Origin of the sequence: Pseudoalteromonas distincta (assembly GCF_000814675.1) — a bacterium.
Taxonomy (GTDB): domain Bacteria; phylum Pseudomonadota; class Gammaproteobacteria; order Enterobacterales; family Alteromonadaceae; genus Pseudoalteromonas; species Pseudoalteromonas distincta.
The window spans coordinates 212,497-236,485 of sequence record NZ_JWIG01000029.1 but is presented as its reverse complement, the minus strand read 5'-3'; the positions used below and the strand labels follow the sequence as shown (position 1 = coordinate 236,485).

Below are 23,989 nucleotides of genomic sequence, written 5' to 3'. Positions count from 1 at the left end.
AAACACCGTCACCAAATTAGCGAACCCTTACCATGACCATAATTAATAATACCCAATACCGTAAACCTTTACCGGGCTCAAATGTCGACTACTACGATACGCAAGAAGCCGTAGATGCAATTAAGCGAGGTGCATACGCCACACTACCTTATACATCGCGTGTATTTGCCGAAAACCTAGTACGCCGATGCGACCCTGCCATGTTAACCGATGCACTTAACCAGCTAATTGAGCGAAAGCAAGATTTAGATTTTCCGTGGTATCCGGCGCGGGTAGTGTGCCACGATATTTTAGGGCAAACAGCGCTTGTTGATTTAGCAGGTTTGCGTGATGCAATTGCAGCCAAAGGCGGCGATCCGGCTAAAGTGAATCCGGTAGTACCCACGCAGTTAATAGTGGATCATTCACTAGCGGTAGAGCATGCCGGTTTTGATCCTGACGCATTTGAAAAAAACCGCGCCATCGAAGACAGACGAAATGATGACCGTTTTCACTTTATAAACTGGACTAAAACTGCGTTTAAAAATATTGACGTTATTCCACCGGGTAACGGCATTATGCATCAAATTAATCTTGAAAAAATGTCGCCGGTTATTCAAAACCGAGATGGCATTGCATTTCCAGATACACTAGTTGGTACCGACAGCCACACGCCACATGTTGATGCGCTGGGCGTTATTGCTGTGGGCGTAGGTGGGCTTGAAGCTGAAAGCGTGATGCTTGGTCGTGCTTCTTATATTCGCCTACCTGATATTGTAGGCGTGGAGCTAACAGGTAAGCGCCAACCCGGTATTACCGCAACCGATATTGTGTTGGCTATTACTGAATTTTTACGTGAGCAACGTGTTGTATCTACTTATTTAGAGTTTTACGGTGAAGGTGCAGACGCGCTTACACTTGGCGACAGAGCAACCATTTCAAACATGACACCTGAATTTGGCGCAACTGCAGCCATGTTTTATATCGATGATAAAACAATAGATTATTTGCGTTTAACAGGGCGTGAAGAAGAACAAATTGCCCTTGTAGAAAACTACGCAAAAACAGCAGGCCTTTGGAGCGATAGCTTAAAAACCGCAAAATATGAGCGTGTACTTAAGTTTGATTTATCAAGCGTGGGGCGCAATATTGCAGGTCCATCTAATCCGCACCGCCGTGTATCGACAAGCGATTTAGCTAAAGAAGGTATTTCGGGCATTGTGGAAAATGAAGAAGGCTTAATGCCAGACGGCGCGTGTATTATTGCGGCTATTACTAGTTGTACCAATACCAGTAATCCACGCAATGTAATTGCCGCAGCACTCCTTGCCCGTAACGCAAATGCTAAGGGTTTAACGCGTAAACCTTGGGTTAAAACCTCATTAGCACCAGGTTCAAAAGCGGTGCAATCATACCTTGAAGATGCAAACTTACTTACAGAACTTGAGCAACTTGGCTTTGGCATTGTGGGTTTTGCCTGTACAACGTGTAACGGTATGAGCGGGGCGCTTGACCCTGTTATTCAAAAAGAAGTAATTGATCGCGATTTATACACTACAGCGGTGCTTTCGGGCAATCGTAACTTTGATGGACGAATTCACCCTTATGCTAAGCAAGCATTTTTAGCGTCACCTCCTTTAGTTGTTGCGTACGCCATTGCAGGTACTATTCGCTTTGATATTGAAAAAGGAATACTTGGGCAAGATCAACAAGGCAACGATATTACGCTTAAAGATTTATGGCCATCAGACGAAGAGATTGACGCAGTAATTAAGCAAAGCGTTAAGCCTGAGCAATTTAGAAAAGTATATGAGCCTATGTTTAATTTAACTGTAGATTACGGTGAAGATAACGACCCACTTTACGACTGGCGCCCAGAAAGCACCTACATACGTCGCCCTCCTTATTGGGAAGGTGCACTTGCGGGTGAGCGCACTATGACCGGTATGCGCGCGCTTGCAGTACTTGGCGATAACATTACAACGGATCATTTATCGCCATCAAACGCAATTATGGCAAGTAGTGCTGCTGGCGAATACCTGACCAAAATGAACGTCCCAGAGGAAGACTATAACTCGTACGCAACGCATCGAGGCGATCATTTAACAGCGCAGCGTGCAACCTTTGCCAATCCAAAGCTGCTAAACGAAATGGTACTTGACGAAAACGGCGAAGTTAAGCAAGGTTCGTACGCACGATTAGAGCCACAAGGTACTAATACCCGTATGTGGGATGCAATCGAAGCTTACATGGAGCGTAAACAACCGCTTATTATTGTAGCCGGTGCAGATTACGGGCAAGGTTCGTCGCGCGATTGGGCTGCAAAAGGCGTAAGACTTGCAGGCGTTGAAGTAATAGCAGCAGAGGGCTTTGAGCGTATTCACCGTACTAACTTAATTGGTATGGGGGTTTTACCGCTTGAGTTTAAAGCAGGCACAACGCGTAAAACTCTAAAGCTGGATGGCAGTGAAACGTACGATGTAACGGGTGATTTAAAACCAGGCGCCACAGTTAATTTAAGCATTACCCGTAAAGACGGTGAAGTGCTTACTGTGCCTATGAAGTGCCGTATCGATACTCAAGAAGAGCTTTCTATTTACGCGGCTGGTGGTGTGTTACAACGCTTTGCTCAAGACTTTTTAGAAGCAACGCAATCTGCATAAGGGCAAACACTATGTTTAAACCGCAAATTAAAGTGCCTGCAACCTATATGCGTGGCGGCACCAGTAAAGGTGTGTTTTTTAATTTAACTGATTTGCCAAAGCCTGCTCAAGTAGCAGGCGAGGCGCGCGATAATTTATTACTGCGTGTTATTGGCAGCCCCGATCCGTATGCCAAACAAACGGATGGCATGGGTGGTGCTACATCAAGCACCAGTAAAACCGTAATCCTAAGTAAAAGTGAGCAAGCCGAGCACGATGTTGATTACTTGTTTGGTCAAGTGGCTATAGATAAACCTTTTGTGGATTGGAGCGGTAACTGCGGCAACTTAACGTCAGCAGTGGGGGCTTTTGCTATTAGTAATGGTTTGGTCGATAAAAGCAGAGTACCTAATAACGGTGTTGCTATTGTGCGTGTGTGGCAGGCTAATATTAAAAAAAGCATATTAGTGCATGTCCCTATGACCAATGGCGAAGTACAAGAAACCGGCGACTTTGAGCTCGATGGCGTTACTTTTGCAGCAGCTGAAGTAAAACTTGAATTTATTGACCCCGCTGATGGCGATGGCGCGTTATTTCCAACTGGTAATGTAGTTGATGATTTAGAAGTACCGGATGTTGGTACTTTAAAAGCAACAATGATAAATGCAGGTATTCCTACCATATTTATTAACGCCACTGATATTGGTTATACCGGCACAGAGCTGCAAGACGATATAAATAATGATGTTGCAGCGCTTGAAAAGCTTGAAACCATTCGTGCTTATGGCGCTGTTAAAATGGGTTTAATTACTAACATTAGTGAAGCGCAAGCTCGTCAACATACGCCAAAGGTTGCGTTTGTTGCATCACCTTTAGATTACAAAGCATCTAGCGGAAAGCTCATTGAAGCTGCAAATATCAACTTGTTAGTACGCGCTATGTCGATGGGTAAACTGCACCATGCCATGATGGGCACAGCTGCTGTTGCTATTGGCACGGCCGCAGCAATCGAAGGCACACTCGTAAATATAGCCGCTGGTGGCGGCGCATTGAGTGAAGTTAACTTTGGTCATCCGTCGGGCACGCTAAAAGTAGGTGCTGAGGCTAAAAATAATGCTGGCAACTGGCTAGTTACCAAAGCAAGTATGAGCCGAAGTGCACGCGTATTAATGGAAGGGGTTGTAAGAGTCCCTTACTAATCACTGGGGAAGTTAAGCACAACTAAACATTTATTTTAGTTAAGCAAACAAATTTTATAAACGTTTGCTTAGCTAAAGTAAAACCTACTCATACTCGTTAGAAATAATCCTTTTTCATTAATTTTTCGAATTATCGACTTTTTTAGCTCTCATCCACCGCATTTACTTGAAGAATATAATTAACAAACTAAATTGTATGTAATATTCATTTAATAATATGAATATATTGTATCAATATGTGCTGGTTCTTTATGAGTGTCTATAGGTTATTGAATAATAGAGATGCTGATAAAGAAGTAGCTCATAGAATAAAGATAAATACTTCTATAAAACGTATAAATATGTAGCATAACTATATAGCTTAATGGTATTTTTAAAGTTCTGGTAACAAAGGTTATGATTGTGTACTTTTTTAAGGCTTTTTAGAATATAAAAAGCTTATGTAAGGCACTATCAACTAAACTAATATCTGATACTCATTCCAGGCTATCAAGGAGAAATAAATGGTAAAGCGTACGATCAAATTTACACCTATTGCAGCTTCAGTTGCACTTACATTAGGCTTAACAGCTTGTGGTTCAGATAACGACAGAAACATTCCTGTTACACCTGTAGAATCTTTTACTGCAACGGGCGATGCACAATTCAACATTGAAGTAACAGGTAAAGCAGTTAAAGGTTCAATGAAAAATGCTGTAGTAACTGTAATGACTTTAGATGAATCTGGTCAAAGCGTTCCTGTGGCATTTCGCTCAGCTGCCTCAGCAGAGCCAGAGTCTTTTTCTGAAGAAGCACTATCTCAAGATGCTGCAGATGCCGCGGTAGAAGCAAGTAAAATTGCCGCTAACCCTGAAGTCTTAACTGATGAAAGCGGCCGTTACAGCATCTACCTAGATGATGATTTTACTGGTCCTGTTTACATTACTGTTAAAACGTCTGAAGAAGGCGATGATAGCTTTTTACGTTGTGATGCTTACGTAGGTTGTGGTAATTACGATGTAGCGCCAGAAGTTGACGACGAAAATGATGGTGATACTGCGATTGAGTTTGGTGAATGGTACAAAACTGACCTAGAGCTTTCAGTTGTTAAATTCATTCCAGTTGTTGAAGCTGATCCATCAGGAGCGAGTGGTTCTGCAGGCGACACTAATGTTACAGGTTCTTATAAAGCAAATGTTACTTTTTTAACATCATTAGTTGCATCTCTTCTTCTTGACTCAGGCTCGAGTGTAGATGAAGGTGCTATAGCTACAGCTAGCTTAAACACTGTTGTACAAGTAATGGGTCAAGACGCAGCACTTTTACTTTCTGCTATTATTGGCGACTTATCTAACGGCGGCGCTGTAGATTTAAGTGATGTTGATGGTGAAGAAGAGCTTACTGATGGTATTTTAGCAATTGCACAGTTTTCATCTTCAATTCAGGGTTTACCTTCAATTGGTGATGTAATGAGCAGCATTAAAGCTGGTATTAAATCAGGCCAGTTTAAAGGTAATGCTGATGCTAGCATTGCAGCAATAGCGACAATGTTACAAACAGCTATTACAAATACTGCAAATGTTTTTGTTGCTATTGCAACGGGCACTGAAGAAGATATTAAAGCTGCATTGGAAGCAGCTTTTGCAGCAAAAATTCCAGCTCCTACTGCTGGTGAGATAGTTGCGTTTGCTGCTAACTCAGCTGATGTTGCTAAAAAAGCAAAAGCAGCTAAAGATAAAGCTGTGAAAAATGGTGCAGCAACTGATGCTGGCCTTGCAGCCGCTGCAGTAAAAGTTAAAAAAGCACTAGAAGTAATTGGTTGTACTGGTGCAGAGTGTACAGTTGGAGATGATTTTTATACAGCTCTAGCAGCTGCATTAACGGTAGAAGTTACAGCTTCACAAACTGCGCTTACTGCACTAGAAATGGATATTGAGACAGCTCAAAGTTCACTTGCTGATGTTCAAGCAATGGGTGGCGATGCTCTTACAGCTGATAACGCAGCTGCATTTGTAAGTGCTGTAACATTACTGAAAAATGAAGCTGCAACAGCTGATTTAACAGTTAAAGCGGATTCTATTTTTGTTAAATCACAAGGTTATGTAACTGCTGCAAAAGCGCTAGTTACTCAAAGCTCTGATTACCAACAGATTCTTGATTCTGCAACGTCTTTACAAACAGATGCATTTGATGCTGTAAATGATACCGCTGCATACGACGCTGCATTAGCTGCACTAGTAGCGGAAGCAGAAGCAGCGATTGAAACGTTTGATATTGCTCTTGCTGCAGCAAAACTAGTTGCTGAAGATACTGCAGACGTTGCTGATGAGAAAAAATCAGCAGCAGACACAGCTGAAGCAGCTTCTACAAGCGCACTTGCTAACGCAGAAGGTGCAATGGTAGATACAGCCGCAAACGCAACTGAAGCTCTTGAGCTTGCAATGACTGCTGTTACTGCTGCGTCTGATTTTGCTGCTGCTGTTGATGCACTTGAAATTGCTATTGAGCAAGCACTTGTTGCTGCTAATGCTTACCTAGACCTTGAAGGCGAAGGCGCACAAGCAATGATTGATGCGCTTACAGCTATGCAAACAGCTGCTGAAGCTCAAGGTGAACTAGCTAGCGACCAATTTGTAACAGCTTATAACCTACAACTTGTGGCTGAATCGGCGGTTGCTAAACTTGAAGTACTAACTTCTGTTAAAGCTACATCAGAGTCATTATCGACTATGACTGTCCTTACTAACACTGGCGGTCAAGCGGTTATCGATGCAGCAGATGTTCTTGCTGACGTAATTGATGAATTAGCTGAAATGGGTAACTCAGGTGAAGGTACTTCTACTCGTCAACCTGATTGGTCATATAACTATGACTTAGATGCGTTAGTTTTAGAATTAGAGAACGAAACCACCGGTGAAATGATCAGTGCTTCAGCTTCTTACCAAGGCGAGCAATTAGTAGTTGCTTGGGGCGCTACATTAATGGGTGAAAATGACGCAACTGTTTCACTTGTTACGGGTGAAAGTCGTACTGCAGCTCTAGAAGAGTGTGAACTGTTTGCTGACGGTACAATTATTGATCCTACTCAAATCGATTCATGTTTAATATTTACTTTTGATAGTGCGGTTGATAAAAACACAGTTGATGACGCTGAAATCGTTAATACTGAAACTTGGAACCATATCGAAATTATGGACGGTGATTCTGGTTTTACAGGTATGTTAAATTTAACTGCTGATGATGCTACTGACATGGGTACAGTTACACTTGAAGGTATGTCTGGCGACTTAGACTTTAAAGTAATGGGTATGGTTGACAGTAGTGGTGATGAAGATGAAAGTACATTAGAAGTTATGGTTAAAGGTGACGCAGCAATGGGTTACACATTATCTCTAACTGGTATGGAATCTACAGGTTACACTGGTGATGTTAAAGCTATGTACAATGGCGACATGATGTCATTTGGTACTGCTTCTAAAGTTACTAACGGTGTATCTATCACTTACATCGATGGTGATGTAGTGCCTTACACTGATGTTGATTTAATTGATTCATCTAAGTAATATTTAAACTATAAAAGGGGAAAGCAGCGCTTTTCCCTTTTTTTATAGAAAGCGATTAAATTATGAAAAAAAAAATTCTCTTGTTAGGATTTTCAACAGCTTTTATTTCTCCTCTTGCTTCCGCAGATAACCAATTTCAAATATTTACTCATTTTGACGCAGAAATTTATACTGAAGCACAACCAGTACAAGCCTTTGTAGATGATTTTGATGCACCATTAAAATCGGGTGACAGTGCATTTACCTATAATATTTTTGAAGTGGGTGTTGGCTACGGTAATTTTAAAGTGGGTTTACAAAGTCGTTATGACTATGTTCTTAACTTTGATCCTGATACAGCTAAATATACTCATACCGAAAAGAATGATTTAGAGTTTGAAGATAGATTTTATACTTATTACCTCGATGCTAAACAAGCAACGTCTAATGGTGTATTCGTATCTTATGATTTTAAATTTTTAGATAAAAATGCATTAACAATAACACCTAAGCTTTCTGTTTTTGCCAGCTCACACTATCAAGATGCCACTGTAAATGGTGAGATTTTTAGTGATGAAGTTGAAGGTGCTGTAACTGTCGATTACAACTTTTCAAAAGATATTTTATTTAAAGAATTTACACCTTCACAAAAGCCTGAAGGGCTAGGCTATAGCCTAGATATTTTTGCCGATTGGCAAGTAAATGATGAGCTTAAAGTTGGTTTTAGCGTAAAAGATTTGCTCTATAAAACTCAGTACGAAGACAGTGGCTCTGTAAAGGGTCAAACTACTGAAATTCCATTTAGCGAAGATGATAACGGCGATATTATTACTCAGCCAACAGTTTCATTAAAAACATCTGCATTTGGAAATACGGTATCTCATGATTTCGAAATGGAAATGCGTCTACAAGCATTTGCCGATTATAGAATAAACGACCGATTCTCAACTCAGTTAACTTTAAAACGTTACGATAAAGACACGTTTAGCCAATTAAAAGGCCGTATTCACTTTTGGGATCATTGGCGAGTACAAGCAGGCTACGAAACAAAAAGCGAAGCATTTTTAGTTGGTATAGAAAACGAATATTTTGGTCTTAATTTACAAACTGATAGCCTAGATTTAGATAAAGCCTATTATGCGAATGTGAATTGGTACGTGAACATTAAGTTTTAAGGAATGAAGATGTTAAAACAAATTATACCTTTAGTGGTCGCTATTGCATTGGCAGGTTGTGGTTCTTCATCAGACAGTGACAGTTCAGAATCTGTTGCAGTAAGTGAAATTGCTACATCTTCTTCTGTGAGTTTTTATGTATCTAATTGGCAATCACCACAGGGCACGCTTAATGTTTTAGATAGCGATGGGGTGGTGCAAGAATCAATTGAAGTCGAAAACATCAATACTGCGAGTGTAAGTGTAACTCCGCTTACTTTTAATAGTTTTGAGTTTATACCTAGCGATACAGCTCTACCTTGTCCGCGATTTACAGGGTGTGGCAGAACTGTGCGTGGTGATGTAAATGATTTAAACGCAAACCGGTTAATCGACTACCAAGAATTGACAACCGTTACCCTTAATTACAAAGCGGATGCATTTAGTGCACCGGGTGTAAATAAGGTTTATTTATCACCATTGAGCAAAGCAATTACAGATGAAGGCTTTAGTGCTAAGCAGGCGAGTTTATCAGCCACGCCTTTTTATCATTTAACGCACAGTAATTTAAATGCAAGTGTTGAAGCAGAAATGGTTACAAATGCCTTCACCTACGCGGCAATTTTAGCTGGTGTTGCTGATAGTTCGTTTAGTGTTGAAAGTGCTTTTAATGCATTTACTAACTTGGAGACTGACCAGCAAGCATGGCAAGATTACAGCGATTTAGCAGCGCAGTATGTTACAGACAACTTATTTAGCGACCAAGGTAATGCTTTGCTGAAAAATGTAGCTGGTCAAGTTAAGCAAACGATTGCAAGTGTAACTACATTTACAAATTGGCAGGCTCGCTCAGCAGAAGTGCAAAGCTTAGACTCAAGAGAGTTACTTGTTGATACGCGAAATATAATTGGTGTTGCAAGACTTCAAGAAAAAAGCTATTCAGATGAATTAGACGCAAAATTTACTGAGCTTGAAGGTGCGTTTGATGAAGATACACAAAGAACCCTTGATGCACTTAGTAATGCTTTAAACGAAGTTATCACAAATTATTCACCACTAGCTGATGGCTCTACACCATCAGGGCAATATAAGCTTCGTGATTTAGATATTGATTACAACCAATCACCTTATACTTGGGCTATTACTGGCACATATGATGAGTTACCTATAACTATTGATTTATCAATTCCAACTTTCAGAGTAAGTGGTGTATTAGGTAATAAAATCGAAGGTGTAATGAGCGCAACGGTCACAAATGGTGCTACGGTATTAAGTGTGGATGTAAGTGAGTTGCTGATTGAGTTTGATGGCATAGATGCTCAAAGTGAATTAAACCCAGAAGCCGATACGGGTATTACACAGGTAACGACCAACGTAATTATCAATAAAGCAGCGGGTAAACTCGAAGGTGATTTATCAGTAAACTTAAACCGTTTTGTTAATTCACTAGGTGAGGAGTCAACCACGTTATCTACTTTTGATTTTAATGGCGATTACGTAAGCGACATTCAAAACACTGCATTTCATATCACAGCAGTAGAGGCTTCGCCTTTTGTTGGTGAAGATAATGACGATTTAGCATTTACTTTTGAATTAGATTTTCCATTGAGTGGTGCAAGCGATTTTAAATTTGCGTACGTAGGCGATGTGGAAAACTTATCAGAACTTACTTCTACAGATATATTTGTTAGCATAAAAAACCGCGCGTTAGATTTACGTATTCGTGATGTTAGTGGCAACATTAATCTAATAGCAAAAGGCGAAAATGGACGTTGGTTAGATGTAAAGCAAAAGGGCCGTAATTACAGTGGCGGTTTATATTTTGGTGATACTAAACTAGCTGATGTTACTGCGGTACGTGGTATTCCTGGTGTTTTATTTCCAAATGGTGAGTTTGAGTCGTTATTTTAACCATTAGATTAAATATTTAAAAACTCAGCATATGCCTTATAGCTCAGCGCTTTTTGCGATGAGTGAAGTGTTTTTATAACTATTCGAAATCCGGTATTAGTTTTCTAGTATCGGATTTTTTAATGTTTGTTATATTAGTTAAATGCGCCTGAATCGAGGTAGTTGCCAATCCCAAGTGTAAACATCCATAGCCCCCATAAGCTGTGCTCAATAACACACACGACCGTTGAGCGGCTTTGTGCGTAGGTATACGCAAACAGTAAACCGCCCAAAAAGGCTAAGGCTACTGCAATCCAATTTGCATACACAATATGCGCCAGCGCAAATACACTCGCACTGACTACAATACGCACTGCTTTTTTTGGCATGATGCGTTTATAACGATGAAAAAAATACGTTCTGAATATTAATTCTTGAGGAATAACCGACAGTATTGGGTAGAGCACCAACAGTAAAAGCCAATCATTAAACGAGTTACGGGGAAGGGTAAACCAGTTGCCTTGATGAATAATCCCGTAAAACATGCCTGAGAACAGCGCACCTAAAAAAAAGAAGCTAAACAAACGCCTTTTAACAGCAGAAAATTGCCCAAGGCTTGTGAGTCTAAACCGTTTAAAATGAGGATCGCCTAGTAGCAACATACAACACACACTCATAAGTATAATAAGCGCAGGGATAAGCCAATTAGCTAAATGCTCGCGTAATCCAAAACCCAACAAGGGCAGCAATATAAAAATGAGGGTAAATTCAAACCAGCGGTATTGATTAGCGTTCAAGGTCGTCTCAACTTGCTTTTTTTAATAAGCTAACAAGCTAAGACGACACTTTTATGACGAGGGGCTTACTTTGCAGGTTCTTCTTCATCAGGGAGGTATTTGTACAAGGCAATAATAGTGGCAAAAATACTTACAAAGGTAATACCCATTAAACCAAATACTTTAAAGTTAACCCAAAAGTCGAGCGAAAAATTATATGCAATATAAATGTTTAGTGCTGCGATGCCAGCAGTAATTACAACCCACATTAAATTAAGCTTATCCCATAATGGTTCTGGGACAACAATGGCTTGCTTTGTATCATTAGCATTTTCGAGGATTGAGCTAAGCGCTTTTTTAACGAGGTTTTTGTTAAGTACATAACGGCTAACAAGTAACGTTAAACTCAAACCTGCATATATGAGTGTTGCTTTCCATTTAATGTATTGCTCATCATGAAGTACCAGCGTTAGCGTACCAAATACGGCAGCAATGCCAAAAAATATCCAATGACGAGTAGGTACATTGCCATGTTTAAAGTAGCTATAAGCAACTTGAATAAGCGTAGTGGCCATCAATAAACCGGTAGCCCAATAAATATCGACGAGTTTAAACACTGCAAAAAACAGTATGAGTGGAATGTATTCAATTAATGCGTGCATATACTACCTAAATTATACAAAAAAGAGTCAAAGGCTTTTTACCACATAAAGCTTAGCAACTACAAGGTTGACTTGTTGCCCTGTAACCCTTAGCCTGCGTGGCTTTATTACCAATTTGGTTTGGTATTTTTCATATCATCATATTCCCACGCTTAACCAACACTGATTTGGCGTGTATTTAGGAGCCTAAAATGAATAAAGCAGAACTCGTTGCTGCCATTGCACACAAAAGTGAATTAACAAAAAAAGATTCTCAAGCGGCACTTTCAAGCTTGCAAAAAGTCATTACTAAATCGCTTTCTGAGGGCGATCAAGTTCAAATTAATGGCTTTGGTACCTTTGCGCTAAGTTATTACCCAGCGCGTACTGGGCGTAACCCACAAACAGGGGCTGCAATTGAAATAGAAGGCGCAAATAAAGCGGTTTTTAAACCAGCTAAGGCGTTAAAAGATCTGCTTTAAATTTATTTAAGGTTTTAAACCTCGTATTGATAGATAAGCTACATGAGCGCGAAGTAAATTCGCACCTACGGGTATATACTGTAGGTCAGGATTACACGTCGCGTTTAATGGCTTTAAATTACATGAGCGCGAAGTAAACGCACCAATGGGGAAATATGCTGTAGGTGAGGTTTTATACCTCGCTTTTGGTGGTGTTAAATTACATGGGCTGGAAATAAAGTTGCACTTATGTACATTATTCATAATCTCTAAATAATTTACATGGATTATAAATCCTACTTAAATTAAATCCTTTATTTTCAATTGCTTGTTATCGGCACGCATCGTGCTTTTTTGATTGTGTATTTTAAATATACCTTTTAAGAAAATAAGGAGATCTCAATGAGTACATTACAAACAAGCACACGTTTACAAGGCAAAAAAATCGCAATTTTAGCCACTGATGGATTTGAGCAAAGTGAGCTTTTATCTCCACGCAGCGCATTACTTGATGCTGGTGCGAACATCGAAATAGTATCAATTAAAGAAGGTCAAATTACTGGCTGGGATGAAGACAAGTGGGGCGATAAAGTAACAGTAGATAAACTAGTTACAAACGCGGATCCTGCTGATTATGACGCGCTTATGCTTCCTGGTGGTTTATTTAATCCAGACAGTTTACGCCAAGATAAAGATGCTAAAGCATTTATTGATGGCTTTTTCGGCGCAGAAAAAAACAAACCCGTTGCTGCTATTTGCCACGCACCGTGGTTGTTAGCTGAAATTAATAAATTGCGCGACCGTACTATTACTTCTTTTCCTAGTATTAAAAGCGATTTAATTAATGCAGGTGCTAATTGGGTTGACCAAGAAGTATGTGTAGACCAAGGTTTAGTAACAAGCCGAAGCCCAGCTGATTTAGAAGCATTTAATGCTAAGTTTATTGAAGAGATTTTAGAGGGTAAACACCAAGCTCACTGATTTGCTTTTTAAAAAACAAAAAAGGGCATTTTAAATGCCCTTTTTTAATGCGTAAATTTACACTTTTTATAATGCGGTTGCCGCTTTCATTTCACTAACAAATGCTTTTAACTGCGTTGTCATTGCGTCTAAATCGTTAAGGTTAGCTTCAATAATTTTAACTACAGCAGAGCCTGAAATAGCACCTGCTGCGCCTGCATTAAGTGCCGCTTTTACATCATCTGGTGTTGAAATACCAAACCCTAAAAGAGCAGGAGCTGCATGGTATTCTTTTAATTTAGTAACAATATTACCCGCTGGCATTTGTGCTTTTGTATCGGTACCGGTAACACCTGCGCGCGATAGTAAATACGTATAACCACGACCGTAAGAGGCGCATTGGCGAAGTGTGTCGTCATCCGCATTAGGTGTTGCTATAAAAATTGGGTCTACACCGTTATCCATCGCCGATTTTCTAAATATTTTAGATTCATGCAGAGGCACGTCAGCCACTAAAATAGAGTCTACACCTACCGCTTTTGCATCTTTGTAAAATGCTTCTATGCCGCGCTTAAAAACAAGGTTTGAGTAAAGCAATAATCCAATTGGAATATCGGCGTTATACTCGCGTATCTCTTTAATAACATCAAAGCAATCTTGCGTGTTAATGTGCACATCAAGTGCGCGAATATTAGCTTTTTGAATTACAGGACCATCCGCAATTGGGTCAGAAAACGGAATACCAAGCTCAAGTGCATCAGCGCCGCCGTCAATTAAGCTTTTAATAATCGCAACACTTTGCTCTTTACCTGGGTCGCCAATTGTTACAAATGGTACAAACGCACCTTGTTTTTTCTCGTTAAGCGCTGCAAACATTTTACCGTAACGATCCGTTTTTACTTGGCTCATAGCTGACCTCTTTCAGATAGTACATTGTGAACGTGTGCTAAATCTTTATCGCCACGACCACTTAAATTAATAACTAAAACGCTTTCCTCGGTTTGCTCTTCTGCATACTTAAGTGCATAAGCAAGCGCATGGCTTGATTCAAGCGCCGGAATGATCCCTTCGTTTTTAGCAAGTGATTGAAACGCATCAAGCGCTTCTGTATCGGTGATACCCACGTATTGCGCTCGACCGGTTTCGTGTAAAAATGCGTGCTGAGGACCAACCGCAGGGTAATCAAGACCCGCTGATACAGAGTAAGACTCTTCAATTTGGCCATCGTCATTTTGCATAATGTACGTGTAAGTACCGTGTAATATACCTTTAGTGCCTTTACAAATTGTTGCACCGTGCTCATTTGTATCAAGCCCTTTCCCTGCAGGCTCAACACCAATTAATTTAACGCCTGGCTCGTCAATAAAGTCAGTGAACATACCAATTGCGTTTGAACCACCACCAACACAGGCAATAACAGCGTCAGGTAAACGACCTTCGGCTTTAAGTACTTGTTGTTTAGCTTCTTCACCAATAACTTTTTGATACTCACGTACAATTGTTGGGAATGGGTGAGGACCCGCAGCCGTGCCTAGTAGGTAATGCGCGTCTTGATAATTTGCTGACCAGTCACGCAGGGCTTCATTTACTGCATCTTTTAATGTGCCAGAACCCGCTGTTACCGGAATAACCTCTGCGCCCATTAACTTCATTCTAAATACGTTTGGTTGCTGACGTTCAACGTCTTTTGCGCCCATATAAATTCGACATTTTAAACCCAGTAATGCACATGCAAGCGCTGTTGCAACACCGTGTTGACCAGCACCTGTTTCAGCAATTACTTGTTTTTTACCCATACGCTTAGTAAGTAACGCTTGGCCAAGTACTTGGTTGGTTTTATGTGCGCCGCCGTGTAATAAGTCTTCACGCTTTAGATACAGTTTTACTTTTGGGTTTTTAACTAAATTGCGCGTTAAAGTAAGTGGGGTAGGACGACCCGCATACTCGTTTAATAATTTACTTAGCTCAGCCTGAAACTCAGGATCTTTTTGTGCTTTGTTAAATTCGTTTTCTAACTGCTTAAGCGCAGGGACAAGTAACTCGGGTACAAACATACCGCCAAACTCGCCAAAATAAGCTGGATTTTGCATTTTAACCTCAATAATTTCTGATGCTTGTAAAAGCATTATGTAATTTGTTAGGGCACTTTTTACCCGCAGATTCTTCAACGCCTGAGTTTAAATCAAGGCCTAAGGCACCTTTAAAAAGCGCATCTTTAATATTGTCTGGATTTAAGCCTCCAGCGAGCATAAAGGGTGTAGTTGCATCATGAAGCACCGACCAATCAAATGCTTTACCTGTACCGCCAGCTTGTGTATCGCTGTGTGTATCGTAAAGGTGTCGGTCAACGCCATTTACAGGCGTTGGCAATGCATCTTTTATTGCTTGGGCTTTCCAAATCTCACAGCCGGTAGGTAACTGTGTACGCAACTGAGCGATGTAATCGTCACTTTCTTGACCATGTAATTGAACTGCCGCCAATTTTAGCACACTTGCGTATTGAGCAACTTGATCAATTGGGGCATCTACAAACACCCCCACAAAATTAAGCGGGGCACTTTGGCTAAGCTCTTTTGCGCAATCTAAATCAACATACCGCGGCGATTTAGGATGAAAAATTAAACCACCGTAAATAGCACCGTTTTGATATGCCGCTTGTGCATCTTTGGTACGTGTTAAACCACATACTTTATTGTCACCTAAAATAACACGGCGACATGCTTGCTCTAAATCACGCTCGCCCATAAGTGAGCTGCCAATTAAAAAACCATCGCATAATGGAGCTAAACGTTTTACGTCTTGATGGGTGTAAATACCCGATTCCGAAATAACCACTTTATCTGCCGGAATAAGCTTTCGTAGTTTTTCAGTAGTGGCTAAATCGGTGCTTAAATCGCGTAAATCGCGGTTATTAATACCAATAATTTGTGCATCAAGCGCAAGTGCACGGTGTACTTCTTCTTCATTACTTACTTCGGTGAGTACCGACATATTCAGAGAGTCGGCAATAGCGTGCAGTGCCTTATAGCTCTCGTCATCGAGTACTGAAAGCATTAATAATATAGCGTCACCGCCATAAATACGCGCCATATATACTTGGTACTCATCTATAAAAAAGTCTTTACAGATAAGCGGTTGTTCTACTTGGCTGCGCACAAATTCGAGGTAATCAAAACTGCCTTGAAAATATTTAGCATCAGTTAACACGCTCATGCAGGTAGCGTATTTTTTATAAACCGATGTGATTTCGGTTAAATCAAATGGCTCTCTAATTAACCCTTTTGAAGGCGATGCTTTTTTACACTCTAAAATAAACTGTATACCTGGAGCGGCTAATGCTTTGTAAAAGCTACGGCTTGTAGGCACTGCAAGGTGCTTAAAGCTTTCAAGCGGGCGTGCGGCTTTACGCTCAATTAGTTCTAATTTTTTATCAGCAACAATTTTGTCTAATACATTAGCCATTACTTACCTCAATAATTGCATTTAGTGTGTTCATGGCTTGCCCTGAACTTAATAATGTTTGTACTTGCTTTGCCCCTTTTTTTAACGTTTCTGCTTTACCTGTTAGGTATAAAAGGGCAGCTACGTTAACCACAATGGCAGCATTATGTGCATCAGTGCCTTTGCCTTGTAAGATGGCAAGGCTAGCATTTGCGTTGTATTGTGGGCCTTCACCAGCGAGTTGTTCAAGTGAATAGTTTGCAAGGTCAAAGTCGCTTGGGTTTAGCGTGTACTGTGTAAGCTCGCCATTATTTAGCTCAACTACCGTTGTTGGACCGTGTAGAGCTATTTCGTCAGTGCCCGAGCCGTGAACAATCATAGCGCGCTTTGTGCCAAGGGTTTTAAGTGTTTGTGCCATTGGCATACATAACGCTTCGTTGTACACACCTAACAATTGCACATCAGGTGCTGCTGGGTTAGCAAGCGGGCCTAAAATATTAAAAATAGTGCGTGTTTTAAGCGCTGTACGCACGCCCATCGCATGGCGTACGCCACTGTGATAGTGCGGTGCAAACAAAAAGGTAAAATTGGTTTGCTCAAGGCATTTTGCTGCCTGCTCTGGGCTCATATCTATATTAATGCCCAGCGCTTTTAGTAAGTCGGCAGATCCTGAATTACTCGATACACTGCGATTACCATGTTTTACCATGTTAATGCCAGCAGCAGCAGCAACTATGGCTGCTGTTGTGCTTATATTAATTGTGTTTGAGCCATCGCCGCCAGTGCCACAGCTATCAGCAAGTTGTGTACTGCTGGTAGTAAAAGCAACAGCGTTTTCACGCATTGAGGCTGCAGCACCTGCTATTTCATCGCTTACTTCGCCTTTAATTTTAAGGCTTATTAGTAGGGCGGTTAGCTCAATCTCGCTCATGTTACCTTGCATTATTTCATCAAACAGTGCTTTGGCGTCTGCGTAGCTTAATGATTGCCCTGTAATTAGTTGTTCAATCGCGTGTTGAACATTTATGGGTTGTTCTGGTTGTGTACTCATAATGTCCTCTTTTATTTGGCGCGTGTTAAGTAAGCGACACTTTGCTGAAGTAGCATTGCGCCGTTTGGCGTCAGTATTGATTCTGGATGAAACTGATAACCCAATGCATTGTCATCATGATGATAAATAGCCATAGGGATATCTTCGTACTGGGCAATAACCTTTATATTATCAGGCACTTTTGTTGCCATTAATGAATGGTAACGTGCTACAGGCATTGTATTGCCCATACCATCAAATACAGGATGTTCGCCTAAATTAATAATTGAAGACTTACCATGTACGGTTTCACCCGCGTGACCGATTACTCCGCCATAGCTTTGTGTTAACGCTTGTTGGCCTAAACAAATGCCTAACATTGGGAAGTGGCCTTTAGAGAGCTCAATAAGCTCCATTAAACAGCCAGCATCGCTTGGTGTGCCAGGACCTGGGGAAAGTACTAAGAGTACTTGTCCTTGCTCTTGGCGCATTTTATTAAAAATAACCTCAGCGCTAATGTTGTTTCTGTAAACAACCAGTTCGCAGCCAAGCATCGTAAGCTCATCAACTAAGTTATATGTAAATGAGTCAAAGTTATCTAAAAAATAGATTTTAATAGGATTCGTTTTACTCATTTTATACCGCCTTATACGTAGATTTTATGGCGGTGATAACCGCTTGTGCTTTAGCGCGAGTTTCGTTTGCTTCTGAAATAGGATCTGAGTCAAACACTACACCCGCACCTGCTTGCACGTAGGCTATGTTATTTTTAACAAAAGCAGAGCGAATAACAATACAGCTATCCATTGCGCCATCACCGGTTAAGTAACCTACAGCGCCGCCATAACTGCCACGGCGTTTCCCTTCAGTTTGACGAACAAGCTCAGCAGCACGTACTTTTGGTGCACCAACAAGGGTGCCCATATTCATACACGCTTGGTAAGCGTGCAGTGCATCAAGTTCTGGTTTTAATGTGCCAACAACGCGTGAAACTAAATGCATTACCTGTGAATAGCGGTCTACTTTTAATAACTCTTTGGCAAAACGAGTACCTGCAACACTAATGCGGGCTACGTCGTTACGCGCTAAATCAACAAGCATTAAATGCTCGGCGCGCTCTTTTTGATCGTTTCTTAGTTCCAGCTCAATGCGGCTGTCTAAGTCTGGATTTATTTGCCCGTTAGCAAATTTGCCGCGCGCTCGAGTACCAGCAATTGGGTAAACTTCTACTTGCTGATTACTTACGTCGTACTTAAGGGCAGACTCAGGGGACGCGCCAAATAATGCAAAGTCTTCATCGCGCATATAAAACATGTAAGGGCTTGGGTTTTGCTTTTTAAGTTGACTATACGCATGTAAAGAATCAGGGCAAGGTAGTGAAAAGGTACGCGACGGCACTACCTGAAAAATATCGCCATCTACAATGTTCTTTTTAAGCTTAACAACTTGCTCGCAATACGTTTCGTCGCTTATATCAACGCTTACTTCACATTCGCCACTTTGCATATCCGCACTAAATTCTGCTGCGTTATCGCACAGCGTATTTAAGCGTTCAAGCTCTTTACCTACTTCAAAACAGTTGGCGTGTACGTCTGGGCCGTTAAATACATTACCAATGAGCTCAGTTGTTTGCTTTTGATGATCAATAACAACTAAGGTTTCGGCTAAATAAAATACGTAATCTGGGCAGGTGTTTTCGCCATCAGGTACATCACTTAATTGCTCAAAGTTTGCCACCATGTCGTAGGCAAACACACCGCCTAAAAATACCGAAAACGGATTTTCGGTAGTGCTTTGAATACTGTTAATACAGGTACGAAGAGCGCTGAAAGCGTTATCGGCAACAAGCTTACTTGCTTCGTCTATATCGCTGCTTGTGTCTTGGTAGTTAAGTGTAAGCGTTGTGTCGTTTAATTGTGAATCACAGCTCTTAACATTTGCTCGTAAGTAGCTTAATAATTGCTTGCCGTTATTAGATTGTGCGCTAACCGTTACCGTTTTACCCTTACATACAATGCGCAGGGCGCTATCAACTAAAATTAAACTTTTTACACTGTCTTTAGAATCAATCTCAGCTGATTCAAGCAGTAGTGAGTTAGGCTTATCAAGTGCCGCGTATAATGCAAGAGGGCTACTAATATAGTCGCGTACTTGCGTAATGCTTGTTACTTCGCCTGGTGTGGTAGTTATATGACTAAAAATCAAACCTCATTCCCTCAAAAAATTAAACCCCGCAATGCTTTTGCAATGCGGGGTTTGAATAACGATATCTAAATTACAAACAGATCATTACCGTCCCGCTATATCAGGCGCCACCACCAACGATGTGTAAGAGTAAGACCGTTATTCATGTTTTTTTGCCTCAAAATTTATTAAATATTTTTAACGTATACGTTTCGTAAAATTTAGTTATAAAAAAACCCGCATAGTTGCGGGTTTTGAATTTTTGCTAGACACGACAATTCATCACCCGAAAATTACGAGTGCCACCACCAAATAGTGTTTAAGTTTGAATTGATCATTATTGTTAATTCTTAATGTGTCTGAAAGTGGCTACAGTAAAACGTATCTTATGCTTTTGTGTCAAGTGTTTATTTAAAACAATTTAGTCAAAAAAGTTGTTATACTTACATAAACACCAGTAACCCTTAATTTTAAGCAGTTTTCTTTTGATAAAATACGATTTACATAGCCATACTACACATTCAGACGGGCGTTTGACGGTTGAAGAATTATTGCATCGCGCTGTTGATAAAAATATTGATGTGTTTGCTATTACCGATCATGACACTGTGGCGGCTATTAAGCCTGCTCAGCAATTTATTGAAGCAGAAAACTTACCGCTTTCATTAATAACGGGTACCGAAGTATCTACTAAATGGGAAAGCTTCGAAATTCATATTGTAGGTTTAAATATTGATATTAATAATATTGACCTTACCTCTTTATTATCGGCTCAGCAGCAAAAGCGAGAAGAGCGTGCACTAGAAATTGGCGCACGCCTTGCAAAAAATGGCTTTGATGGCATTTACGAGCAAGCTAAAGAGCTGGCAAAAGACGCGCAAATTACGCGCGCACATTTTGCACGCGCCCTTATTGAGCGCGGTGTAGCTAAAAATTTCCCGGGTGTTTTTAAAAAGTACTTAGGGCGCGGCAAAACAGGCTATGTACCTAGTTGCTGGTGCACCATGCAAACCGCTGTGGAGGCAATACATGCCGCTGGTGGTGTTGCTGTACTTGCTCACCCAAGTAGCTATCAAATGTCAAACAAGTGGCTACGCAAATTATTAGTAGAATTTAAAAGTGTAGGAGGAGACGCAATGGAAGTTGCACAACCTCAACAGGCGCCAAGCGAACGTCAATTTTTAGGTGAACTCAGCCGTGAGTACGAACTACTTTGCTCGCAAGGGTCTGATTTTCATTTTCCGACAAGCTATTTAGAGCTTGGCAAAAATTTATACTTACCGAAAGACTGCCAAGGTGTTTGGCAAGTTTGGGAAGGACAAGAAGGGGCATTAACATGAGTCAATTATTCCATATTCATCCTGATAACCCGCAACCAAGATTGATTAGTCAAGCCGTTGATATTATTAAACAAGGTGGTGTTGTTGTTTACCCAACAGATTCGGGCTATGCCATTGGCTGTAATATTGGTAATAAGCAAGCCAAAGAGCGCATAGAGCGTATTCGTGGTATTGAAAAAAACGATAATTTTACGCTAGTTTGCCGTGATTTATCGGAGCTATCTACTTATGCACGTGTAGATAACCAGCTATTTAGATTAATTAAAAATAATACGCCAGGGCCTTATACCTTTATTTTTAAAGGCACAAAAGAAGTCCCTAAGCGTCTATTAAACGACAAGAAAAAAACCATTGGCATGCGTGTAATTGAACACCCAATTGCTTGTGCGTTACTTGCCGAACTTGGCGAGCCGCTAATGTCGTGTTCTTTAATTTTACCCGGGCAGCAGTTTACTGAATCAGATCCGGATGAAATATTAGAGCGATTAGATAAACACGTTGATTTAATTATTCACGGTGGCCATTTAGCCGAGCAAGCAACCACAGTAATCGACTTGTCGGAAGATGAAGTTAAAATATTACGTGTTGGCTGTGGTGATACAAGCCCGTTTGAGTAATAACAAGTGAGCGAAAGTACTGCTGATACAAAAAGTAGTGAAAAGCCAGTGCAGCAAAAGCTGCCACTGGCTTTTTTGCATGGTAAAGCGGTTGTAGACAAACCAGAAGACTTATATATTCCGCCCGATGCGCTCGAAATAATATTAGAAACCTTTGAAGGCCCGCTCGATTTACTGCTTTATTTAATTAAAAAGCATAAGCTTGATGTGCTCGATCTTTCTATTTTTAGTATTACAGAGCAGTATGTAAGTTATGTTGAAATGATGACCGAGTTTCAACTCGAACTTGCCGGTGAATATTTAGTAATGGCTGCGTTACTTGCACAAATTAAGTCTCGCTTATTACTCCCTGTTCACGAAGAGCTTGAAGAGGAAGAAGACCCTCGCGCAGAGCTTATTAAACGCCTGCAAGAATATGAGTTATTTAAAAAAGCCGCCGAAAACCTCGATGATATCCCCCGCGTTGGGCGTGATATTTTTATAGCGCATGCCGCTATGCCAATAAATGAAGACACAAGTCATAACCTCCCTGATATTGAACTTAAAGACTTAATGCTGGCGTTGAGTGATGTTATGGCGCGAGCAAAAACGTTTGAACATCATCAAATTACTGCCGAAGTACTCTCAACCCGAGAGAGAATGAGCCAAATATTACAACAGCTATCGAAAGCAAATTCAGCAGTGGTTTTTAATGCGCTTTTTACGCCTGATGAAGGGCGTAGTGGTGTGGTGGTTAGTTTTATAGCCATGCTTGAGCTCATTAAAGAAGGACTTGTTACTTGTTTGCAAGTAAGCCCAGAGAGCTTAATTTATGTCAGCTTGAGCGAGCAATCCACCCTGTAGACTTATCTGTTTAATCCTCAACTTCTAAAACTGACTTTAATTATCAAAGTTCTGTGCGTATACGCACGTAAAGTGTTTGTAAATGTTATTTTCATTTACGGCTATGCACTATATTGTAACGTCATAGCATTATAGGACTTTACACATGTTTAAAAATACACCTTCATCTTACGGACTTGTCGCCATTATTTTACATTGGCTCATGGCGTTGACTATTTTTGGCCTGTTTGGTTTAGGTTTATATATGGTTGAGCTTACTTATTACGATAGCTGGTATAAAGGCTCGCTCGATTTACATAAAAGTATTGGTATTACGCTTGTGGCCGTATTTTTATTTAGAATTATATGGCGTGCTTTATCTACACAACCTAAACCATTAGGTGAAAGTAAATGCATGAACCAATTAGCACATACTGCGCATATTGCTATGTATATTATTTTGGCCGTTATTGTTGTTGCTGGGTATTTAATATCAACCGCAGACGGACGTCCAATAGAAGTGTTTACCTTATTTAACGTATCAGCGCTTGATTTTGCTTTTGATGACCAAGCCGATATTGCAGGAAAAGTACATTATTATGGCGCGTGCACATTAATCGGGTTTGCAGTATTGCATGCACTAGGGGCGTTAAAACATCACTTTATCGATAAAGATAAAACCTTAATCAGAATGATCAAACCATTAAAGGATGATTAAAATGAAAAAATTATTAGTAAGCACAGCCGTTTCGGCTGCAATGATGTTATCGGCAACAGCCGCTAATGCAGCTGATTATGTAATTGATACAAAAGGCGGGCACGCATCTGTTAACTTTAAAATTAAACACTTAGGTTACAGCTGGTTATATGGTCGTTTTAATACTTTTGACGGCACATTTAGTTATGATGCTAAAAACCCTGATGCATCAAAAATTATGGTAAATATTGACACCACAAGCCTTGATTCTAACCATGCAGAGCGCGATAAGCACTTACACGGTAAAGATTTTTTAAATGTGGATAAATACCCAAAAGCGACATTTAAAAGCACCAGCATTAAATTTGATGAAGATGGTGAAGAGGCTGATGTAACCGGCGAATTTACGCTGCATGGCGTAACTAAAACTATTACCTTTGAAATAGATAAAGTGGGCGAAGGTAAAGATCCGTGGGGTGGATACCGCGTAGGTTTTGAAGGCGAAACTAGCCTTAAACTTACCGACTACGGTATTGATTACAACTTAGGGCCTGCATCTACTCATGTTGATATTATTTTATCAATAGAAGGCGTTCGTAAGTAATACAGATATTGAATATAAAAACGCCACTTAC

20 protein-coding genes are annotated in these 23,989 nt (G+C 40.5%); 12 read left to right on the top strand and 8 right to left on the bottom strand.

What is annotated here, in order from left to right; all coding sequences use genetic code 11:
• Nucleotides 1-32: 32 nt before the first annotated feature.
• The 5 genes from acnD to QT16_RS18535 all read left to right on the top strand — a co-directional run bounded on the left by acnD (nt 33) and on the right by QT16_RS18535 (nt 10,406).
• Complete coding sequence (acnD, locus tag QT16_RS18555; RefSeq protein ID WP_039489987.1) at nt 33-2,642, top strand: Fe/S-dependent 2-methylisocitrate dehydratase AcnD; 2,610 nt, start codon at nt 33-35, stop codon at nt 2,640-2,642.
• 11 nt (nt 2,643-2,653) lie between these two features.
• Entirely contained in the window at nt 2,654-3,820 is a 1,167-nt protein-coding gene (gene prpF / locus QT16_RS18550; protein ID WP_039489986.1) for a 2-methylaconitate cis-trans isomerase PrpF, read from the top strand.
• A 503-nt stretch (nt 3,821-4,323) separates the two neighbouring features.
• The gene (locus QT16_RS18545) at nt 4,324-7,362 is read left to right on the top strand and encodes a hypothetical protein (protein WP_039489984.1); all 3,039 of its coding nucleotides are present in this window, start codon (nt 4,324-4,326) and stop codon (nt 7,360-7,362) included.
• 62 nt (nt 7,363-7,424) lie between these two features.
• Nucleotides 7,425-8,516 carry a hypothetical protein gene (locus QT16_RS18540; RefSeq protein ID WP_039489982.1) on the top strand — a complete coding sequence of 364 codons (1,092 nt, stop codon included), beginning with the start codon at nt 7,425-7,427 and terminating at the stop codon, nt 8,514-8,516.
• Between the two features lie 9 nt (nt 8,517-8,525).
• On the top strand, nt 8,526-10,406 hold the full coding sequence (locus QT16_RS18535) for a hypothetical protein (protein WP_039489980.1): 1,881 nt from the start codon (nt 8,526-8,528) through the stop codon (nt 10,404-10,406).
• A gap of 134 nt (nt 10,407-10,540) precedes the next feature.
• Here the strand turns inward: QT16_RS18535 and QT16_RS18530 are convergent, their stop codons facing one another.
• Together QT16_RS18530 and QT16_RS18525 are read right to left on the bottom strand one after the other, a co-directional pair.
• Nucleotides 10,541-11,182 (bottom strand): CPBP family intramembrane glutamic endopeptidase, encoded by a 642-nt coding sequence (locus QT16_RS18530; RefSeq protein WP_039489977.1) that lies wholly within the window; start codon nt 11,180-11,182, stop codon nt 10,541-10,543.
• Between the two features lie 65 nt (nt 11,183-11,247).
• Entirely contained in the window at nt 11,248-11,823 is a 576-nt protein-coding gene (locus tag QT16_RS18525; protein ID WP_033038311.1) for an inner membrane-spanning protein YciB, read from the bottom strand.
• A gap of 191 nt (nt 11,824-12,014) precedes the next feature.
• Between QT16_RS18525 and QT16_RS18520 the strand changes: the two genes are divergently transcribed.
• Together QT16_RS18520 and QT16_RS18515 are read left to right on the top strand one after the other, a co-directional pair.
• Entirely contained in the window at nt 12,015-12,284 is a 270-nt protein-coding gene (locus tag QT16_RS18520; RefSeq protein ID WP_007375441.1) for an HU family DNA-binding protein, read from the top strand.
• Nucleotides 12,285-12,665: 381 nt separating this feature from the next.
• Nucleotides 12,666-13,244 (top strand): type 1 glutamine amidotransferase domain-containing protein, encoded by a 579-nt coding sequence (locus tag QT16_RS18515; protein WP_024595007.1) that lies wholly within the window; start codon nt 12,666-12,668, stop codon nt 13,242-13,244.
• 66 nt (nt 13,245-13,310) lie between these two features.
• Here the strand turns inward: QT16_RS18515 and trpA are convergent, their stop codons facing one another.
• Genes trpA through QT16_RS18485 form a run of 6 tightly spaced genes read right to left on the bottom strand, consistent with a single transcriptional unit; the run spans nt 13,311 to nt 19,899 of the window.
• Nucleotides 13,311-14,132 carry a tryptophan synthase subunit alpha gene (gene trpA, locus QT16_RS18510; protein WP_024595006.1) on the bottom strand — a complete coding sequence of 274 codons (822 nt, stop codon included), beginning with the start codon at nt 14,130-14,132 and terminating at the stop codon, nt 13,311-13,313.
• Nucleotides 14,129-15,313, bottom strand: coding sequence for a tryptophan synthase subunit beta (gene trpB / locus QT16_RS18505; protein ID WP_002961582.1), 1,185 nt, complete (start codon nt 15,311-15,313; stop codon nt 14,129-14,131). The genes trpA and trpB overlap by 4 nt, the downstream gene beginning before the upstream one ends.
• A 7-nt stretch (nt 15,314-15,320) precedes the next feature.
• Nucleotides 15,321-16,685, bottom strand: coding sequence for a bifunctional indole-3-glycerol-phosphate synthase TrpC/phosphoribosylanthranilate isomerase TrpF (gene trpCF, locus QT16_RS18500; protein ID WP_039489973.1), 1,365 nt, complete (start codon nt 16,683-16,685; stop codon nt 15,321-15,323).
• On the bottom strand, nt 16,678-17,715 hold the full coding sequence (trpD, locus tag QT16_RS18495; protein ID WP_039489971.1) for an anthranilate phosphoribosyltransferase: 1,038 nt from the start codon (nt 17,713-17,715) through the stop codon (nt 16,678-16,680). Before trpD ends, trpCF begins: the two co-directional genes overlap by 8 nt.
• Before the next feature lie 11 nt (nt 17,716-17,726).
• A complete protein-coding gene (locus QT16_RS18490; protein ID WP_008138352.1) occupies nt 17,727-18,329 on the bottom strand; it encodes an aminodeoxychorismate/anthranilate synthase component II in 603 nt (200 codons plus the stop codon).
• Between the two features lies 1 nt (nt 18,330).
• Nucleotides 18,331-19,899, bottom strand: coding sequence for an anthranilate synthase component 1 (locus QT16_RS18485; RefSeq protein WP_039489970.1), 1,569 nt, complete (start codon nt 19,897-19,899; stop codon nt 18,331-18,333).
• 464 nt (nt 19,900-20,363) lie between these two features.
• On the opposite strand from QT16_RS18485, the gene rnm reads away from it, so the two are divergent.
• From rnm to QT16_RS18460, 5 genes are all read left to right on the top strand, one after another.
• Nucleotides 20,364-21,218, top strand: a complete 855-nt coding sequence (rnm, locus tag QT16_RS18480; protein ID WP_002961577.1) for an RNase RNM — start codon at nt 20,364-20,366, stop codon at nt 21,216-21,218.
• Complete coding sequence (locus QT16_RS18475) at nt 21,215-21,835, top strand: L-threonylcarbamoyladenylate synthase (protein WP_002961576.1); 621 nt, start codon at nt 21,215-21,217, stop codon at nt 21,833-21,835. Before rnm ends, QT16_RS18475 begins: the two co-directional genes overlap by 4 nt.
• A 6-nt stretch (nt 21,836-21,841) precedes the next feature.
• Nucleotides 21,842-22,678 carry a segregation and condensation protein A gene (locus QT16_RS18470; RefSeq protein ID WP_039489969.1) on the top strand — a complete coding sequence of 279 codons (837 nt, stop codon included), beginning with the start codon at nt 21,842-21,844 and terminating at the stop codon, nt 22,676-22,678.
• 145 nt (nt 22,679-22,823) lie between these two features.
• Nucleotides 22,824-23,375 carry a cytochrome b gene (locus QT16_RS18465; protein WP_039489968.1) on the top strand — a complete coding sequence of 184 codons (552 nt, stop codon included), beginning with the start codon at nt 22,824-22,826 and terminating at the stop codon, nt 23,373-23,375.
• 1 nt (nt 23,376) lies between these two features.
• A complete protein-coding gene (locus tag QT16_RS18460) occupies nt 23,377-23,958 on the top strand; it encodes a YceI family protein (protein ID WP_039489966.1) in 582 nt (193 codons plus the stop codon).
• Nucleotides 23,959-23,989: the final 31 nt, after the last annotated feature.

What these genes read in the sequence shown, in the direction of transcription:
- acnD (WP_039489987.1), top strand. Translation starts at nt 33, where the DNA reads ATGACCATAATTAATAATACCCAATACCGTAAACCTTTACCGGGCTCA.
- prpF (WP_039489986.1), top strand. Translation starts at nt 2,654, where the DNA reads ATGTTTAAACCGCAAATTAAAGTGCCTGCAACCTATATGCGTGGCGGC.
- QT16_RS18545 (WP_039489984.1), top strand. Translation starts at nt 4,324, where the DNA reads ATGGTAAAGCGTACGATCAAATTTACACCTATTGCAGCTTCAGTTGCA.
- QT16_RS18540 (WP_039489982.1), top strand. Translation starts at nt 7,425, where the DNA reads ATGAAAAAAAAAATTCTCTTGTTAGGATTTTCAACAGCTTTTATTTCT.
- QT16_RS18535 (WP_039489980.1), top strand. Translation starts at nt 8,526, where the DNA reads ATGTTAAAACAAATTATACCTTTAGTGGTCGCTATTGCATTGGCAGGT.
- QT16_RS18525 (WP_033038311.1), bottom strand. Translation starts at nt 11,823, where the DNA reads ATGCACGCATTAATTGAATACATTCCACTCATACTGTTTTTTGCAGTG.
- QT16_RS18520 (WP_007375441.1), top strand. Translation starts at nt 12,015, where the DNA reads ATGAATAAAGCAGAACTCGTTGCTGCCATTGCACACAAAAGTGAATTA.
- QT16_RS18515 (WP_024595007.1), top strand. Translation starts at nt 12,666, where the DNA reads ATGAGTACATTACAAACAAGCACACGTTTACAAGGCAAAAAAATCGCA.
- trpA (WP_024595006.1), bottom strand. Translation starts at nt 14,132, where the DNA reads ATGAGCCAAGTAAAAACGGATCGTTACGGTAAAATGTTTGCAGCGCTT.
- trpB (WP_002961582.1), bottom strand. Translation starts at nt 15,313, where the DNA reads ATGCAAAATCCAGCTTATTTTGGCGAGTTTGGCGGTATGTTTGTACCC.
- trpCF (WP_039489973.1), bottom strand. Translation starts at nt 16,685, where the DNA reads ATGGCTAATGTATTAGACAAAATTGTTGCTGATAAAAAATTAGAACTA.
- trpD (WP_039489971.1), bottom strand. Translation starts at nt 17,715, where the DNA reads ATGAGTACACAACCAGAACAACCCATAAATGTTCAACACGCGATTGAA.
- QT16_RS18490 (WP_008138352.1), bottom strand. Translation starts at nt 18,329, where the DNA reads ATGAGTAAAACGAATCCTATTAAAATCTATTTTTTAGATAACTTTGAC.
- QT16_RS18475 (WP_002961576.1), top strand. Translation starts at nt 21,215, where the DNA reads ATGAGTCAATTATTCCATATTCATCCTGATAACCCGCAACCAAGATTG.
- QT16_RS18465 (WP_039489968.1), top strand. Translation starts at nt 22,824, where the DNA reads ATGTTTAAAAATACACCTTCATCTTACGGACTTGTCGCCATTATTTTA.
- QT16_RS18460 (WP_039489966.1), top strand. Translation starts at nt 23,377, where the DNA reads ATGAAAAAATTATTAGTAAGCACAGCCGTTTCGGCTGCAATGATGTTA.